The sequence below is a fragment of the Streptomyces sp. TRM68367 genome (assembly GCF_014495685.1).
Lineage (GTDB): Bacteria > Actinomycetota > Actinomycetes > Streptomycetales > Streptomycetaceae > Streptomyces.
Map to the genome: position 1 here is coordinate 1 of NZ_JACTVI010000130.1, position 18,551 is coordinate 18,551.

At 70.6% G+C, this 18,551-nt stretch carries 10 protein-coding genes; 8 read left to right on the top strand and 2 right to left on the bottom strand.

Annotated features, from left to right (window positions below):
• Nucleotides 1-545 precede the first annotated feature (545 nt).
• On the bottom strand, nucleotides 546-1,535 hold the full coding sequence (locus H8R17_RS40810) for a translation initiation factor 2 (RefSeq protein WP_187828247.1): 990 nt from the start codon (nucleotides 1,533-1,535) through the stop codon (nucleotides 546-548).
• 64 nt (nucleotides 1,536-1,599) lie between these two features.
• Here H8R17_RS40810 and H8R17_RS40815 point away from each other — a divergent pair, with 64 nt between their 5' ends.
• From H8R17_RS40815 to H8R17_RS40825, 3 genes are read left to right on the top strand one after another with little or no spacing between them, the layout of a single operon-like run.
• Nucleotides 1,600-6,105, top strand: coding sequence for a peptidase C14 caspase catalytic subunit p20 (locus tag H8R17_RS40815; protein ID WP_187828248.1), 4,506 nt, complete (start codon nucleotides 1,600-1,602; stop codon nucleotides 6,103-6,105).
• Nucleotides 6,106-7,485: a triacylglycerol lipase gene (locus tag H8R17_RS40820; RefSeq protein ID WP_187828249.1), complete on the top strand. Its 1,380-nt coding sequence runs from the start codon at nucleotides 6,106-6,108 to the stop codon at nucleotides 7,483-7,485.
• A 13-nt stretch (nucleotides 7,486-7,498) separates the two neighbouring features.
• Nucleotides 7,499-9,442, top strand: coding sequence for a pentapeptide repeat-containing protein (locus H8R17_RS40825; protein ID WP_187828250.1), 1,944 nt, complete (start codon nucleotides 7,499-7,501; stop codon nucleotides 9,440-9,442).
• A gap of 830 nt (nucleotides 9,443-10,272) precedes the next feature.
• Here the strand turns inward: H8R17_RS40825 and H8R17_RS40830 are convergent.
• Nucleotides 10,273-11,244: an aldo/keto reductase gene (locus tag H8R17_RS40830; RefSeq protein WP_187828251.1), complete on the bottom strand. Its 972-nt coding sequence runs from the start codon at nucleotides 11,242-11,244 to the stop codon at nucleotides 10,273-10,275.
• Between the two features lie 322 nt (nucleotides 11,245-11,566).
• On the opposite strand from H8R17_RS40830, the gene H8R17_RS40835 reads away from it, so the two are divergent.
• From H8R17_RS40835 to H8R17_RS40855, 5 genes are all read left to right on the top strand, one after another.
• Nucleotides 11,567-11,956, top strand: a complete 390-nt coding sequence (locus H8R17_RS40835) for a hypothetical protein (protein ID WP_187828252.1) — start codon at nucleotides 11,567-11,569, stop codon at nucleotides 11,954-11,956.
• Between the two features lie 178 nt (nucleotides 11,957-12,134).
• On the top strand, nucleotides 12,135-12,842 hold the full coding sequence (locus H8R17_RS40840) for a tRNA-dependent cyclodipeptide synthase (RefSeq protein WP_223126050.1): 708 nt from the start codon (nucleotides 12,135-12,137) through the stop codon (nucleotides 12,840-12,842).
• 92 nt (nucleotides 12,843-12,934) lie between these two features.
• A complete protein-coding gene (locus H8R17_RS40845) occupies nucleotides 12,935-14,191 on the top strand; it encodes a F510_1955 family glycosylhydrolase (RefSeq protein ID WP_187828253.1) in 1,257 nt (418 codons plus the stop codon).
• Nucleotides 14,192-14,413: 222 nt separating this feature from the next.
• Complete coding sequence (locus H8R17_RS40850) at nucleotides 14,414-15,835, top strand: DUF234 domain-containing protein (protein ID WP_187828254.1); 1,422 nt, start codon at nucleotides 14,414-14,416, stop codon at nucleotides 15,833-15,835.
• A 349-nt stretch (nucleotides 15,836-16,184) separates the two neighbouring features.
• Nucleotides 16,185-18,551, top strand: a 2,367-nt coding sequence (locus tag H8R17_RS40855) for an N-acetylmuramoyl-L-alanine amidase (protein WP_187828255.1), incomplete at its 3' end; no start/stop codon positions are given.

Genomic DNA, 18,551 nt, shown 5'->3' on the forward strand with positions numbered 1-18,551 from the left:
AACGAACCGATCAACTCATCGAAGCGACCCATACCGCATCAACGAGCCCAACTACCGCAAGAAACCCACTAATTCATCGACAGGCCCACCACACCTCGCCAGGGTCGTCCGTGCACGAGCTTGGGTCTCCGCTACGGCAGTGCTGCGCGCACCCGCAGCCCCGATCGGGCAGCTGCCACCTTCTGCTTGGGCTCGTGCCGCTATACGTAGATCGTGAAGAGCGTCCCGTGCAGCCGTGGCGTCATCCATATCGGTGCCATCTGGCCCCTGCCCGTTCTCTATAGCGCCCAAGACACCATTCGCCCGTTCGACTCGTGCGGCTTGGGCAGCTCGCAGGAGGACCGGCATCGGTCCCCTCGCGGACACGCCCGGCCAGCTCCGCTACGTGTACAGGGCCTTCCAACTCAACTACTGAGTACGAGAACTGGACACCACGACTCGCAGCCATACAATCATTTTTCAGCCCCTCAAAGTCCTCATGCGGCTCGGCCCTGGTAACCAGGTCACAAGCAACCGTGGTGGCCTCATGCACGCTGCCTCCCGGCTCACAGACCGCGGTCCGACATGACCTTCTGCTCGGCCCGCTCCACGGCGAACCGGCTGGCCGGGTCACCGCCGGCGCGCTCCACGGCACCGCGTACCAGGGCGAGATAAAAGAGGGCCGGCGCGCAGGGTGTCCATCGCTCCTCCGGCTCGTCCGCGATGAAGCCGAACACCGACTCCGGGTCCGCGTCCACGAACTCGAACCGGTCGTGCTCCCACTTGTCGGTGACACCACGCGTCCAGCGAAGACGCAGCGCCGGCTCGTCGAGCTCGGGCACCACCGCGCGGAAGAACGCCGCCCACTGGTGGTTGACCAGATCGAGCCCGAACCCGAGCAGCTCCACCTTGGTCTTGTCCCCGTCGTGCACGGCGAGTTCCTCGAAGATGGCGCGGCGCGCCACCGCGTGCAGGCTGACCGGGCCGCCGTCCCGGGGCAGGTCGTGCTGCTGGGCCAGGCCCTCGTTGGCCGAGGAGTTCCACCGCGCGCTGTTCGGCCCGGCGACCTGGGCGCTACGCCGGGAGAACAGCATCTTGCCGTCCTTGCCGGTCTCCAGGGCCACGTTGATGCCGAAGCTGCAGTTCATCCAGGAGGGCGCGTCGGCCGGGTCGCTGCCCTCCAGATACTGCTGGCGCAGCGTGAGGCCGTTCTTCTGCCGCCGGTCCAGGTTGAGCGAGGTGGTGAGGAAGTCGAAGTAGTCGGCGTCCCGCATGGTGAGGGACACCACGGGCTCCTCCGCCAGATGCGTACGGGTGACCACCACCCGCTCGACCGCGAAACGCGCGTTGTTCCAGCGGTGCGGCAGCCCGCTGGCCTCCTTGCGCTCCTCCTCCGCCTCGATGGACCGCCGCCAGGCGGCGATCTCCTCCGGGAACTGCACCCGCATCGGCGTGTACTTGACGTGGACGTTCCCCTCGTCGATGGGCCGGGTCCCGTCACCCTCGAAGAGATGACAGCCTGTCGCCCGGCCAACCACGGTGAATCTGTCTCGCATCGCCAACTCCACTGGTAAATAAGCTGTGGTGTGGTGGACACTCTCGGGGGGTGCTGTCGATCTCATGGTACGAAGCAACACGGACAACCGGCTGGCGTTGCTGAAGGCCGAGCGGCGATCCTCTTCCCTGGTGGGCACGATCGCCGTACCGGAGTACCTCCATCCGGACGCGGAGGAGCTGCAGAGGCTGCGCCGCCCGCAGCTGGCCAAGGTCCGTGATCGCTTCACGGAGACGGTGCAGGAGAGGCTGGGGTTCGGGAAGACCCTCCGGGCCGACCGGGGCGGAGCGATCCGGCGGCAGCTGTGGGCCGGGCTGGAGGAATTCCTGGCCGACGGCGCCCAGCGGAAGATCCTCTACTGGACGGGGCACGGCGTCCAGCGCGGCGACGAGGGCTACTTCCTCGCCTGCGCCGACTCATGGCAGTCGGGCGAGTTCGACCCCGCCCGGGCCGTCCCCCTGCTTGAGCTGGTGGGATTCCTGCTGCGGCCGGAGTACGAGACGGACACTCTGCTGATCATCGACGCCTGCTCCTCTCAGAGCTACAACTCCCTGGGCGAGGCGGTGCGGCACGCCGTGGAGCTGGAGCGGGACTCCGCGGTGATCCGGGCGCGAGAGAGCCGGCGGAAGGGCTTCGCCGTCATCGGCACCTCGGGGGCGGACGCGCAGGTGCCAGCGGGCCGCTGGGTGACATGGCTGGAGGAAGCGCTGGCGAAGCCGGACTTCGTGGCGGACGACCAGGCCCGCCCGTTCGAGCCGTCCGCGCTGTATCTACCGCTGCCGTATCTCTGCCGTGCCGTGGACGCGCGGGCCGCGGACGACGGTCTGGACGAACCCGCGCAGCGGCCGGACTGCAGGGAGGTCCGGGCGCTCCCCAACAACTTCCTCGACAACCCCTATTACCATCAGTCCGACCGGCCGGTGTACACGCCGGCCGTGCTGACGCGGCGGAAGCCCTGGATCGAGGCCGAGCAGTTCGGTCTCGAGGAAAACAGCCATCTCAGCCGCCACTTCGCGGGTCGGCGGGACGCGCTGAGCCGGATCGTGCGCTGGATGGACACCCACCCGAAGGGGCTGCTCGCGGTGACGGGCCTGGCGGGCACGGGGAAGACCGCGCTGCTCGGCCGGCTGGCCCTCACCTCCCTGCCGAGCTGGCGGGAGACCCTCGGGCCCGACCTTGACCCCGCGGCGCTGCCCCGGGCGGGGACCATTCACGCGGCGCTGAGCTGCCGGGGGCAGTCCGCCCATTCGCTGGCCACGCATCTGCGGGAGGTGCTGGCGGACATCGACGGGGCGCCGCCGCTGCCGGAGGAGCCGGTGACGTCGGAGAAGTTCACCGACGCGTTTGGGGAGCTGGTCGGCCGGGCGGGTTCGGTAAACCTGCTTTTCGACGCGCTCGACGAGGCCCTCCCGGACCAGGCGTACGCGATCGCCCGGCACGTCCTGGGCCCCCTGGCGAACACGCTCGGTGTCCGGGTGATCGTCGGTACCCGGACGCAGCCCCGTCGGCGTACCACCGCGCCCGCGGGGGAGGAGTCACTCCTGGACACCCTGGAACTCAGCGTCGAACCCGTGGTCCTCGGGGACGACGAGGAGGCGCGCGCGAGCATCACTGGCATGGTGCTGTCCGTACTGGACACCGAGCACTCCCCGTACTGGGGTGACGCACGGCAGGAGGACCGCGACTGGACGGCAGAGATCGTCGCGGCGCAGAGTCACGGCTCGTTCCTGGCGGCTCGGCTGGCCGCGACCAGGCTCGCCCGGCGGACCACGATCGCCACTGAGGCCGAGCTGCTGGCGTGGCTGCGTGACGGCGGCATGGGCCTACGCACCCGCCTGGCGGAGGAAACGCGCTACCTGAGCGAGCAGCCCGGCGCACAGCGAGCCCACGAGGTGCTGCGGGCGCTGGCGGTGATCCAGGGCCCCGGGCTGACCCCGGACGCGGCCTGGCTGACGCTCGCCAACGCGCTGCGCGAGGCCGGCTCACCGGAGCTTACGTTGGAGGATCTGCGACAGGTGTGCCGGAGCGCCGACGGCGGCATCGTCGCCACCCAGAAGGACGGCGCGCGGCAGACGGCCGGGCGGATCCGCCATCAGCTGGCCCATCCGAGTTACGGCGAGTTCTTCCTCTCCGACGCCGGACTGACCGCCCGGGAGGCACACCGCAGGGTGCTCGACGCGCTGCGCGCCCGCGCCGGCGGCGACTGGAGCGGCGCCGACGAGTACACCCTCGAATACCTGGGCGCCCACGCCGCCCAGGTGGGGCCGGACGCCCTGCGGGAGCTCTTCGAGGACGTGGGCTTCCTGCTGCGTACGAACCCCGATGTCATGCTGCCGCTCGCGGCGGGCCTGGCCCGGGACTGCGACGGCGCCGCGTTGTACGGCAGGGTCGCGGGCTCGTTCCCCCGCTCGTCCGGCCCGCTGTCGGCGTCGGTTCTGCTGGAGCGCAAGGCCCTGCTCAGCGCCACCGCCTTCGTCAGCCACCGCGCCGCGACGTACCGGACTCTGCGGCGCACCGACGGCTTCCTGCCCTGGCAGGAGTACTGGACCGATGTCCCGCCGGACCCCCCGGAATGGCGGCGCGCGGCGCCTTCGGGCGGCGCACGGGCGCTGAGCTGGCGAGCCGGGACCGGCGCGGTGGGGCTGACCCACGCCGACACCCTGACCGCCGGCGGACTGGGGGAGATCCAAGTCCTGCACCCGGAGTCGGGCGCCCGGCTGCTGACCCGTCGGCTGCCCCGGACCGGCGGGGAGCGTGGACGCCCGCTCAGCGAGGTGCGTGAGGTGGGCGCGGGAGCCCGCTGGGCCACCGTCGCCCGGGACGATCAGGCCGTGTACTTCTGGCGCGCGGGTGCCCGGATGCCCGATCAGGAGTACCGGTGGGGCGGCAGTGTGCGCGCCCTGTCGGTGGCCGAGGTGGCGGGCGAGGGCGTGGCCCTGGCCGCCGACGGGGACCGGGTGTGGGTGTGGTTCTGGAAGAGCGGCACGCACCTGGACACGCAGCTCAAGGAGGTCCGTACGGCGGATGTGCGGCAGCTCGCGGCCCTCACCTTGGGCACGCGGATGTTCGTCCTGACGGCGGGCGCCGAGCGGGTGGAGCTGTTCGAAGTGGGCCGCACCCGCAACGGGATCGACGGTCTGCGCGCCTGCCGGACCGCTCCCGGCGTGACCCTGGCGGCACCCGCAATGGCCGCCGCGGCGTTCGCGGTCTCGCCCCGGCAGGGGTTCCTCGCCGTGGCCGACGGGACCGCTGTGTACGTCTGGCGGTGCGAGGCCGTGTCCGGCCCCAAGCCAGTCGTAGAAAAGGTGGCGACGTACCCCTCGAACGCGCGCGGCCTGGTCTTCGGGCGGTACGGCGATGACCTGCTGCTCGCCGGATACGAGGAAGTGGCCGTCCGGATCTGGTCCGTCGGGCGGTCCGGACGCGAGGCCACGCTCGTTCTGAACGCCCCCCGGGAGGGCGCCATGGCGTTCGAACCGGGCGGTCAGGGACTGCTCGCGGTCGCCGACGGCCCGTACATCCGGGTGGTGGACGTGGTCCCCGCACTGGTGGCTGGCTACGGGATCCAGCGGCGGCCGAGCAACGAGCGCCCGGTCCTTGCCCTGGCCGACGCACCGGACGGTCCGCCGCTGCTGTGCCGAGCCTGGCACGACCGGATCCGGGTCTCCCGGCCGAAGCAGGGGGATCCGGCCGCCCTTCCAGCTACGGAACTCGCCCACGACGGGCGGACGGTGACAGCGGTGGCCACCGTGCGGGCGGCGGATGGCTGGACGGTGGCCGCCGCGGCCGGCCGAACCGTACGGCTGTGGCGGCTCGACGACAGCCTGTCGGTCATCACCCACCGGGACATCCCGCTCGGCGGGGACGCCGGCCAGCCGGCCCGCGCGCTGAGCCTGGTCGGCGACCCGGCCGCCGGCACGCTGCGGCTGAGCGTGGCGGACGGAAGACGGCTGGTACGCCACGAGGTCCCGGCCGATGTCTCGTACGCCGGGGTCACGGTGCGCGAGATCCGGACCGACCGCGGGTTCTGCGGGATCGACGCGAGGATCCTGCGGGACGGTTCGTACTGGATGGCCGGTGATCTGAGTGACCAGCTACGGGTCTGGACCGAGGGCGAGCACGGCGTCGAGCAGCGCGTCCTGCTCACGGCTGGCCCCTCTTGCCTCGCCCTCGGGGAGCTGTACGACGACGAGGACGACGCCTCGATGCCCATGCTGGCCTGGGCGGACCACGGCAGCGTGTACGTCAAGGACTGCTCCGGCGGCGAGAGCATTCACCCCCCGGAGCGGCTGCCGGGGGACTTCCCCGACGTGACGTCCCTGGTGTTCGCCGGCCCCGTGGAGCGGCCGGTGCTGCTGCTCTGTATGCCGGAGACGGTGTCACGCGCATGGGACGTCAGGACCCGGGAATGGCTGGACGGGCCAGGGATTCCCGCGCGGGGGTACGACGTGCACACCGTCCGTACCGCGATGGACCCGGAGGGTCTGGTGATGGCGTTGCAGGGGGAGGACCGTTGCGATCTGATCCGGCTGCCGCACACGTTCTTCGGCGCCGGGACACGGGGAGAGTGAATGGAACACGATCTGGTGGTTTTCGTCCCGGGGTTTCTGGGCACCCGGCTGTGCCGGGACGGCCGGGACGTCTGGGCGCGATGCGGTGAGCAGCTGATCGGCTCGGCGGCTGCGGCGCTTACTGAGGTGGCCCTACCGCCGGGGCTCGGGGATGCGCCGCCCGAGGGCGCCTTCCGGCTGGACGCCGACGCGCTGCTGCAGGTCCCGGACTCCGTGCCCGGGCTGCTGTCCTGCATGGGCTATCCGGATATCCGTGCCGCCCTCGGCGACCCGCTCGACGCGCAGTTCGTGCCGTTCGGTTACGACTGGCGGCTGTCCCACCGGCTGGTGGCCCGGCAGCTGAAGGCGTGGGTGGCGCGCGAGCTCGACCGGTGGCATGCGGAGGTCGACGCGTACTACCCGGACCGGACCGATGATCCGCGCGTCATTCTGGTCTGCCATGCGACGGGCGGTCTGGTCGGGCGGCACTATTTGGAGTGCGAGGACGGCCGGGAGACCGCCCGGACCCTGGTCACCCTCGGCACCCCACAGCAGGGGCTGGTCCAGGCCGCCCGGCTGCTGGCCGGTCATGCGATCTCCGGCGACGCGGGCCCCAGCGCGGACGTGGCCGCCCGGCTGAACGAGGCGCTGCGCGAGTGGGCGCTCAACCTGCCGGCGGTCGTCGAGATGCTGCCGGTGTACCCCGCCGTGCGGGTCGAGGGAAAGAGCCGCGAGCGGCAGATCACCGACAATCGCTACCCGGTTCCCGGGCTGCCGGGCGATGCCGTCCGCGAGACGCTGGCCTTCCGGGAGGAGTTCCGCTCGGGGTGTGACGAGCACCGGCGCGTCGGCCCCCTCCCATACACCGTGCACTGCCTCGGCAGCATCGACTTCCCGAGCCCCGAGGCGCTCGTGCTCTCCTCCGACGGGTCGCGGATCACCGACAGCCTGCTGGGGCCCGGCGACGGGACGGTGCCGCGCCGGTCGGCCGTCGCGGACTGGACCGGTACGGACCCCATGCTGTGGACCAGCTTCCGGAACGCGGACCTGGCGAGCGGTCCCGCGCTCCGAGACGCGATGCTCGCGATCCGCGCGGGACGCCCACCCGGCGGCACGCTCGCCGGTGAGGAGGGCATCGCCCTGCACTTCCCCCGGGACCCCGTTGCCGCCGGCCGTCCGTTCGTGATCGAGCTGCTGGGGCACGACTTGCCGCGGCGCAATCTGCGGACGTTCATGTGGCGTTCGGGCCGTACCGACAAACACCCCGTCGTCTTCCGGCAATACGAGCCCGACCGCTATCGGGCGGAACTGGAAGCCACCCCCGGACGCTGGGTGGTCGAGGCGCTGGTCGACCGGCCGAAGGGGCGTGACCGGAGGGACGTGACGGTCGTGGCGGTATGAGACGGGAGCTGGGATGACCGGAACCGACGCCCCCGCGTGGCCGCAGTGCGGACACTTCGACACCGGGGAACGCTGCCGGGGGCGCAGAGTGGGCTCGTCCACGGCCTGCCTGGCGCATCTGGACAGCGCCGAGCGGGCCGCCCATCTGGCCTCGCTGTCGCCCGGCGCCGATCTCGACCACCGGGGCACACCCTTCACCCAGAGCCTGCTCGACGAACTCCTCGCACCGCTCAGGGATCCGGGGAGCGGGCGGGCGCGGGTGGGGGAGGCGTCGTTCGACGAGGTGCGGTTCACCGGAGACGCGGAGCTCGAGGGGATCGACTTCGGCGGCTTCTGCTCCTTCGCGTCGGCCGTGTTCGGCGGGGGTGTGTACGTCCGTGAGGTGCATGCCGGGGGCGATTTCCGCCTCGGTGCGGCACAGGTCGCGGGAGATGTGTGGCTCGATGACACCGAAGTGGACGGTGATGCCTGGTTCTACGAGGCACGGATCAAGGGCACGTTGCGGTTCTGTGTCCGCGAGGTCGGCCGCGGTGCGATGTTCAAGGGCATGACGTGCGGGGATGCCTACTTCTCGGGTGTCCGGGTGTGTGGCGTCGCCTCCTTCGACGGGGCGGTCATCGACGGGGAAGCCGCCTTCGACGGCGCGGTCTTCGAGGACGGTGCCGACTTCGAGAAGGTCCGGATCGCCGGCCGGGCCTGTTTCGACGGTACGCATTTCCACCGGAGCAGAGCCTGCTTCAACGGGGCGGACATCGGCGGGGACCTACCGTTCGCCGAGGCTCACTTCGCGGCGGAAGCTACGTTCGACGGGGCCGCGATCGGCGGTGACCTGTCGTTCTCCGGGGCCCGGCTGGAGGCCGGCGTAGGTTTCCGGCGGGCGGTGTTCCGGCGTACCGCCCGGATCGGCCCGCTTGTCTGCCCGGGGACGGTGGACTTCTCCGACGCCGTGTTCGAGGCCGCGTTGACGCTGGAGGCCGCCGCGCGGGAGGTGCGCTGCCGGCGGACACGGTGGGCGTCCACCGCCGTGCTGCGGCTGCGGTACGCCAGGGTGGATCTGAGCGACGCCGTGGTGGAATTCCCGGTGACCGTCCTCGGCCGGCCCCGCCCGTTCGTCTCGCCGGAAGACGAGGTGATCGCCGAACCGGGGCTCACCGATGCCCGGGTGCGTGTCACCTCGGTCAAGGGCGTGGACGCCGCGTACCTGGTGCTGGCCGACGTCGACCTGACCGGCTGTCTCTTCGTGGAGACGGTCCACCTGGACCAGTTGCGGCTCGAAGGCCGCTGCGTCCTGTCGCCACCACCCGTCGGGCTGCGCTGGATACGCCGCCGGACCCTCGCCGAGGAGCACCACTGGCGGGCGACCCGGTACGGCGACGGCTGGACGCCCGCGCCACCGGGCGTCGAGACGCGTGAACCCGCCGTGCTCGCGCCGGTCTACCGGCAGCTCCGCAAGGCGCTCGAGGACGGCCGGAACGAGCCGGGCGCGGCCGACTTCTACTACGGCGAGATGGAGATGCGCCGCCACGACGCCACGACGTCGCGCGGTGAGCGGACGCTGCTGCGGCTGTACTGGGCACTCTCCGGATACGGCCTTCGCGCCGTGCGTGCCCTGACCTGGCTGGTCCTGGCGATGACGGCCACCGTGTTCGCGATGATGCTGTGGGGGCTGCCTCAGGCCGACCCGGACCCGGTCAGTGCGGGCACCACCGACGGCCGCCGAGTAACCCTGACGACCAGGAAGCCGACACCCGTCAACCCGGAAGGGCCGTACACAAGTCGTCTGTCGAGCGCGCGATTCGAGAAGTCCGTGAGGGTGGTGGCCAACTCGGTGATCTTCCGAGCCTCCGGACAGGACCTGACCACCACCGGAACGTACGTCGAGATGACTGCCCGCCTCGTTGAGCCGGCCCTGCTCGGGCTTGCCATCCTCGCCGTGCGGAGCCGCGTGAAGCGATGACGTGCGCCGGCCCCGCCGGGCACGCCGTTGCGTCGGATCAATGTGCGATCACCGCCTGAGTGTCAATCCCTGGTCCAGAGCTTCGTCATGGTCCCTGGTCAGCTGTGCTGATGAGGCTTGGACGGTGGCAGGCAGGACAGTGGTACAAGTTGCCGATCATGGAGGCTTCAGGAGGGCCAGGACGCGGTCGACGCTGAGGCTGTGGCCTCGCCTTTTGGGCTGCGTCGGTGCTCCAGGCGGGGTGTCAGCCGGTAGGCCGGTGACCCAGTTCTGGTCTCATTCGCCCCCGTCCGGGCATGCCCGGTCAGGACCGCCGCGAACGCTCCTCCGCGGGTAGGGACGCTGCTGGCCCCGGCCGGACCCCCGAACGAACATTTGGAAAGCGTGTTGGGGGCAACACCTCACGAGTTCGAATCTCGTATCCTCCGCCAGTGCCTCACCGGGCACGATGTCGAAGGGCCCCACCGCTTGCGGTGGGGCCCTTCGGCGTTGTCCGTGTCAGTTTCCGTCTCACCTGCCGGCGGCTACGGCACCGAGTCTCTCCGACCCGGCAAGTCCCATTAGGCGTCAGGGACGGTGTGCTGGGAAGGCCCGCGCGATACGGCGAAGGCTTGACTGCCTGAATCCCAATCTCCAGGAGATGGAAGTGCCTGTCCCGAGCGCATCCACACCGGGAAGCTGAACACGGCGCTCACGCAGTAACTCTGGAGAGCCGGATGCTCGGAAATCGGGCCCGTCCGGTTCGGTGGGAGGCCGAGCGGAAGAGGCCCTGCCCAGCACGGACCTCGCCGCTCGGCCGACCCTACCCGCACCCTGCCGGGTCAGTACACCTAGTGCGCGGCGTCCAGGCGGGCGCGCTGGTCGTCGGTCAGAGTCACCTCCATGGCCTCGATCGCCTCGTCGACCTGGGCGACCGAGCTGACCCCGACGATCGGCAGCACCGAGGGAGAGCCGCCGGTCAGCCAGGCCAGCACGACCTGGTTGGGCGTCGCCCCGGCCTCCCGCGCCACCTCCCGCAGCACCGCGAGACGGCGGGGCGTGCCCGGGTGGTCGTACGCCTTTGAGAGTGTCTTGTCGGCGCGGGTGTAGGCGCCGAACAGCAGGCTGCCGTAGGCGAGCAGCGTCAGGTCCGGCTCCTGGCGGACGTAGTCCAGCGTCTCCGGCGTCACGTGGGTGTGGCCGTCCTCGGGGAGCGGAATGTCGAACCGCGGCTGGAGGAACGAGTAGCGCAGCTGGAGGCAGGAGTACGGCGTCCGGCCTTGGTCTCCGGCCAGGGCCCGGGCCCGTTCGATCCGCCAGGCCGGGTGGTTGCTGACGCCGAGCAGCCGGACGGCGCCGTCCTTCACCAGGCCGTCCAGTGCCTCGACAGTCTCCGTCAGCGGCACGGACCGGTCCTCGATGTGCGGGTAGTACAGGTCCACCCGGTCGGTGCCCAGCCGCCGGAGGCTGCCGTGCAGGGCCTGCCGTATGACCGGCGCGGACAGTCCCTCGGCGTCCGCCAGGGTGCCGCCGGGCCGGATCGGCCGCGCGCCGCACTTGGTGGCGATGTGCACCTTGTCGCGGGTGCCGCGCGAGGCGAGCCAGCGTCCGAGGAGCGCCTCGCTCTCGTCCCCGGTGCAGCCGGGCTCCCAGAAACAGTAGTTGTTGGCGGTGTCGACGAGGGTACCGCCGGCCGCCACGAAGCGATCCAGGATGGCGAACGACGTCTCCTCGTCGACGTACGTCCCCAGCCCCAGCGCGCCCAGGCACAGCCCGCTCGCCTCGAAACCCCCGCTTCCCCCGATCATGCGTGGCCGCAGCATGCGAATCCCTTTTCGTGTGGGTGAGTTCGTCCCATGTGCACGAGTCTCGCGGCTGGAGCGGGCTCTAAGTCAAGCCCGTACGACTTCTGCCCGAGCGGACGCCAGGAAGGAAGACCCTGCCCGGCCCCGCTGCTCGATGACCTTCCCGCCCGCCGCACCCGGAGCCGTCCCCACGCCAGTGGAAGGTCCCGACCGCTGAGCGGTCGACCTTCCACTGGCGTGGTTGCAGTTCTCGTTGCAGTTGGCGTTGTCGCCTCTTCCGGGTGACGGCGTCGGCGTTGCGGAACCTGCCGTCCGGACTCGCTGCTTACCGTCACGGGTTATGGACGTGCCCCGCGCCGATGCCGCGCTCCACCGGGTCATCGGTGTGCTGCTGCTCGCGTTGACGCTGCTGGGCTGCGTGTCGGGCGCCATGGCGGGATCCGCCACGGCTGTGCAGCATCAGCGGCATGTACACGTGCTGCACGCCGGTCCCGTCGCCGAGGCGGGCGACGGTATGCGCGCCGGTGCGGGGCACATGTGCGGCGCCTGGACCGACCGGTGCCCTGATGCCCGCTTCGAGAAAGTGCCGTACACGGACTTGAGTCCGCAGGGCGGTGTGGTCGCGTGGTGGCCGCCCCGGTCCTCCGAGCGTCCGACAGCGGGTTCCTGCGGGGCCCGGTCCTCGCCCGGCTCCGGGGGCCGCTTCGCGTTGTGCGTGATCCGCACCTAGGTCAGACGGGTCCTCGGTCGAGTTCTGCCACGCTGCGCCGAAGTCGGATGCGGGCGTGACCTGGAACGTCCCAGGCCGCCCACGAGGACTGTGACGGCCTACGACGCGCAGGCGGACGTGTGACCGAGGGCTTCGCCGTGCTCACCGTCGTGCCACCCATCCCGCGCGAGGAGTCCCTGTGCCCAGCTCGTCCCCGCCTGCCCTGCCCGCCCCGTCCGGCGGGCCCTTCCACGCCGTCCCGCTGACCGACCGGTGCCGGATCGCCTTTGCCACCCGCGCTCACGTATGTGTCGGTGTCAGCCCGTTCAACAGCCACTTCTCCGCCGAGCGGATCGCCGCCCTGGCCCGGTGGGCGCTCGGTTCCTTCGACCGTGTGCACTTCTTCGTGCCGGACACCGCAGCCGTCCATACCCTTCAGGCCCTGGGATACGCGACGGAACGAGCAGCGTGGAAGGCGCGTCGCCAGGGCCAGTACGTCCGTAACAAGATCACTCGGGCGTTGGCGGCGGCTGGGATCGGCGAGCCGGGGGCTCACATCCTCGACGGCCAGGCCCTGGCGGTGAACAGCGCCTACGGGCAGGTGCTGGAGGAGGTGGAGGACCGCTACCGCCGGGATACGGTCTTCGCCCGGGCGTGCCTGGGAGCATCTGCCTGGACGCTGGAGCGGCGCCTTCCGCCCGGACAGGCGCCGACGCAGGAGCAGCTGCGCTGCGCGGTGCGGTACTTCCTGGCCGAACTCCCCCTTTTCCTCGATACGCCGCGGATCGCCGGCGTGACGGCCTCGGTGTTCTGCTATCACCAGGTGCCGGCCTTCCTCGATGATCTCTTCCACCACCGGCTCGCTCTGCGACCAGGGGACGGCCAGGGTTATCTGCATCTGGCGTAGGCGCTGCGGTGAGCGCGTGGGCGAACGCGGACGAGCGAATCCGGGCGGAACGTACTATGGCGCTTAGGTTTTCGTGCAGGAAGGCGGCCGGGATGCGGGGCTTCGGCGAGCTGGAGCAGGCGATCATGGACGTGGTGTGGGCCGGGGGCGGGCTGCTGACCGTGCGTGAGGTGCTGGAGCAGCTCAATCGGGATCGTCCACGGGCGCTGGCGTACAACACGGTGCAGACGGTGATGGAGATCCTGCATCGCAAGAGCTGGTTGTCGCGCGCCAAGGACGGGCGGGCGTTCCGCTACCGGGCGACGAAGAGCCGTGAGGAGTACGCCGCCTCGCTGATCGACCAGGTCTGGGCGACCGGTGCGGACCGGACCACGACGCTGGTGAGCGGCCACTTCGCCACGGTCCAGGCCGCGGCCCGCTCGGTGGGGGTGGGTATGGCCCCGGCGACGAAGGACGCCGAGGGGAAGGTCAGCGCCATGACCACTCGCTTCCGCCCGGCGGCAGCCGCCACCGCCGTACTGCTCGCCGCCGCGCTGACCGCCTGCTCGGACGACTCGGAGACCCCCAAGGCCCAGGAGGCGTCGGCCTCCGGGATCGCCGTCAGCCACATCCATGGCCTCGGTATCGATCCGGCCGACGGCCGTCTCCACGTCGCGACCCATGAAGGCGTCATCGCCGTCGAGGACGACGGCTCCGCCCGGCGCGTCAGTGACACCGCCGACTACATGGGCTTCACCGTCGCCGGCCCCAACACCTTCCTCGGCAGCGGCCACCCCGCCGAGGGCAGCGGCGACCACGCCAACCGCGGCCTGATCAAGAGCACCGACTCGGGCAGGACCTGGAAGACCCTCTCCCTCGGCGGCGAGGTCGACTTCCACGCCCTGGACTACGCCCACAACACCATCTACGGCTACGACAGCACCCACGGGATGCTGCGCGTCAGCAAGGACGGCAAGACCTGGGACGAGCGCGCCGAACTCGCCGCCCTCGACATCGCCGTCAGCCCCAACGACCCGGACACCGTGCTCGCCACCACCCAGAACGGCATCGCCACCAGTACCGACGGCGGCGAGACCTTCGACGACGGCGCCGAACCGGTCCTGGCCTTCGTCTCCTGGACCAAGCCGAACACCCTGTACGGCATCGACCCGGCGGGCGGACTCCAGCGCAGCGCCGACGGCGGCACCACCTGGAAGAAGGCAGGCACCGTCCCCGGCGGACAGCCCCAGGCCCTCACCGCCGTCGACGCGGACCGCATCCTGGCCGCCACCCAGGACGGCGTCTACGAATCCCGCGACGGCGGCAAGACCTTCACCCAGCGCCTGCCCACCACCCCCGCCGACCACTGAGCCCTGCCGTGGACCGCGAGGCGTCAGCCGCGGCAGCAGCGTTCGCCGCCTGTGCCACCTCGGTCCTGTCAGCCTGCTCGGCGGCTGCGCCGCCCCTGCGCCGAGCGCGTTTTTCACCCTCTCCCGCATCCACAGCGTCATGAGCGTCATGCCCGAACGAGGAAAGACGGTATCGATAGAGATAGTATCTCCATCGATACTATCTCCTACGGGAGGCTTGCCATGCGTCGTTTCATCGGGCGGGACCGCGAGCTGAACGTGCTCGGCGACGCCTTGCAGGCGGTTCACGATGCCGTCGGGTCGGCCAGACCCGGTCAGTGCATCCTCATGCGTGGACGGAGGCGGGTCGGCAAGTCCAGCCTCGTCGAGGAATTTCTCCGGCGCACCGAGGCTCCGTACCTCTTCTTCACCGCGGCGGGCGGCACGGCGGAGGACGAGCTGATGGAGTTGCTGGACGCCGTTGCCAGATCCACCCTCCCGGAGCGGGAACTGTTCTCGGAGGAGACCCCAGAGCAGTGGAATGCGGCATTCAGACTGCTCGCGGAGATCCTTCCCGACGACAGCCCAAGCGTGGTCGTCATCGACGAGGTGCCGTATCTCACGGACCGCATCGACGCCTTCGAGGGCATGCTCCAGCGGGCATGGGACCGCCTGCTCGGCCGCAAACCCGTACTCCTCCTCCTGGTCGGCTCCGACCTGTCGATGATGGAGGCGCTGAACAGCTACGACCGCCCCTTCCATCAACGGGGCCGGGACATGGTCGTGGGGCCGCTGAACCCGGCCGACATCGGCGAGATGCTCGGACTTGAGCCGGCGGCCGCCTTCGACGCCGCCCTGATCACGGGCGGTCTCCCGCTGATCTGCGCGGAGTGGCGGCCCGGAGCGGATGTCTGGGAGTTCCTCCGGGACTCGCTGGACAACCCGATCTCCGCGCTCCTGGTCTCCGCCGAGCGCTCACTGGCCGCGGAGTTTCCACCACAGGCGATGAGCAGGGAAGTTCTGCGGGCCATCGGAAGCGGGGAGCGAACCTTCACCAACATCGCGCGTGCCGCGGGCGGCATCGCCCATACCACTCTCACCCGAGCCACGGATGTTCTGACCGAGAAACGGGTGGTGGCAGCCGAGCTGCCGCTCTCGCTGAGACCGTCGAAGGAACGCCGCTACCGAGTGGCCGACCCTTACCTTCGGTTCTGGCTCGCGTTTCTGGATCCGCACATGGCGGAGATCGAGCGGATGCGGGGAGATCTCACGCTGAGCCGGATCAAGGAACAGTGGACGAGCTGGCGGGGCCGCGCCATCGAACCCCTCGCCCGGGAATCCCTCGCCCGCCTCCTGCCGGACGGACTCCTGCCCGCCGCCCCGGCGATCGGCGGGTACTGGACCCGCAGCAACGACGTCGAAATCGACCTGGTGGGCGCCGACCGGCAGCCGGTGGCCAAGCAGTTGCTCTTCCTCGGCTCGGTCAAGTGGCTGGAGAACTCCGCGTTCGACAGCCACGACCTGGCCGCACTGCAGAAACACCGGGCGGCGATCACCGACGATCCGGTACCGCTCGTGGCGGTCTCACGTAACGGGACCAGCTGTTCCGGGCTCCAGGCGGCATACGGACCCGAAGAGCTGCTCGGCGCCTGGCGCAGGGCGTAAGCAGGGGCTGGGCTCCTGTGGTCGCACTCTGGTTGCATTCGCCGGTGCGGTGAGCCTGGTGAGCCGTACCAGCCTTGCGTTCCCCGTTCGCCTGCATCCGGCGGTACGGGCTCTCCAGGCGCTCAAGGTGTTTACCCGTTCATGATCGATCTTCGGCGACGGATGTGCCAGAGTCGCTGATCGTCGCATCCCCCCGCCGCCGCCCCGCCTGCCGACAGGGCGTTGTCGCGACATGGACCGATCAGGGCCGGCGTGATGGCGCCGCGCGGCCACGTACGAGGCGCTGGCGCGTTCCCGTAACACGGCAGCCGTTGCCACCGTGTGTGCCTGTCAGGGATGAGGAGTAGTCGTGCGTTTGAGACACCGCAGACAGCGGAAGCGGATCTGGCTGGGAGCGGCCGCCGGGCTCGCCACCCTCGGGCTCGGCATCGGGGTGGTCGCGCAGGCCGCCCAGGGTTCCGGCCCCACCCAGGGGCTGCAGTCCGCGAGCGGGACGGGGGTGTCCGCGCCGATCAAGCCCGCGCTGCACACGCTGCAGGCCGACTTCGGCGCGGCCGCCGCGGAGTTCCATGTGCCGAGCAGCGTATTGCTGGCCGTCTCGTACCAGCAGACGCTGTGGGAGTCGCACCGCGGCAAGCCGTCGGTCACCGGCAATTACAACGTCATGGGCCTCACCTCGGTCAGCCGGTCGGATCTCCGGGCGGCGTCGGACACGCCTGAGGCGAACGGCAGGGGTGACGACCCCCGCCCGCTGCGGCGCCACGCCTCGGCGACGCCGAAGAGCAGCAGCACCGTGCCGCCGATCACCCCGGCGATGCGCACCCTGAACTCGGCCGCCTCGATGATCGGAGACTCGTCGGCGTCGCTGCGCACGTCCATGCGGCAGAGCGTGCGCGGCGCCGCCGCACTCCTCGCCTCGTACGAGCGGACCGCGACCGGCTCGCTGCCCGCCTCCGCAGCGCAGTGGTATCCCGCGGTGGCCCGCTTCTCGCAGGCCGCCGACTCCCGTACCGCCGACCAGTTCGCCGACCGGGTCTACGCGACCATACGCACCGGCGCCCACCGGATCACCGCGGACAACCAGGAGGTGACGCTGGCCGCCGACCCCTCGGTGCCGGTGCACGCGTCGTCCTCGCTGAGCCCCGACCTGACGTCCACGGGTCCGCAGGTCTCCGATGCCGCCGCCCCGGCTACCGCCCCGCGTTCCGGGGTGGCCGAGGCGTCGGCCGCCGTCGCCAAGGGCACCACGTCATGGTCGGGGGTGGCGCAGGCCACGGCCGCCGTCGCCCCGCTGTCCGGGCGGCAGTCGTCGGTGGTCCAGCAGGCCGACACGACCACCCCTGCCACCGAGTGCCCGTCCACCCTGGCGTGCACCTTCAAGCCGGCCGCATACGCGCTGAACAGCAGCACCGACCAGAGCGACTACGGCAACTACGACCTGGCGAACCGCCCCGCCGACGGCAACACGATCAACACCATCGTCATCCATGACACGGAGAGCACGGCCGCCTCGGCGATCAGCTCGTTCCAGCATCCGTCGGCCTACTCCAGCGCGCACTACGTGATCGGCGCCGACGGTTCGGTCACGCAGATGGTGCCGACGAAGGACATCGCCTGGCACGCCGGCAACAAGTACGTCAACGATCACTCGGTCGGCATCGAGCACGAGGGCTACGCCCTGGACTACGGCTCCTGGTACTCCGAGCAGGAGTACCAGTCCTCCGCGGCGCTGGTGACCTATCTCGCGCAGCGGTTCGGCATCCCGCTCGACCGCGAGCACCTCATCGGCCACGACGACGTCCCCGGCCCGCTCGACGCGTACTACGAGGGCATGCACTGGGATCCGGGCCCGTGGTGGAACTGGGGCCACTACCTCTCCCTGCTGCACGCCTCCCCGAACGGTGACGGCATGCCGGTGGTCGGTGGCGAGGTCACCATCACCCCGCCATGGAGCACCAGCTACGAGCCGACCCTGACCGGTTGCGGATCCTCCACCACCACCTGCCCCGCCAACCCCGCCGACTTCGTCTACCTGCGCACCAGTCCGTCCTCCACCGCCTCCCTGATCAAGGACCCGAAGTACACGGCGGACGGCCGGACCACCGGCTCCACGCTGGGCTGGGACTGGACCGACAAGGCCGTCTACGGCCAGACCTTCGTGGTCGCGGCGGTGCAGGGCGACTGGACGGCCATCTGGTACGACGGGCAGAAGGCCTGGTTCCACAACCCCGGCGGTGCCTACACCATGGCCAACACCGGCACCGCGAAGCAGCTGATCAGCCCCGCGGGCACCTCCGCGATCCCGGTGTACGGCCGCGCCTACCCGGAGACCTCGGCCTACCCCTCGTCCCTGAGTACGCTCGCCGCCAGCTCCAACCAGCAGCTGACCCCGCTGAGCCACGAGACGATCCAGCCGGGCCAGGCGTACCGCGCGCTGGGCGAGGTGACGGGCGACTACTACTACGCGGAGAACCTCAACTGCACGGCCAACCCGGACTGCCTGCGCGTGGTCGGCACCACGCAGTACTACCCGATCCGCTACAACCACCGGATCGCGTACGTGATGGCGAGCGACGTCAAGACGATCCAGCCGGTCGTGCCGCCGACCGGCACGTTCAAGGCCGTCACCCCCACGCGGATCATGGACACCCGCAACGGCACGGGCGTGACGAAGGCGAAGGTCGGCCCGGCCGGCACGGTCAGCCTCCAGGTCGCC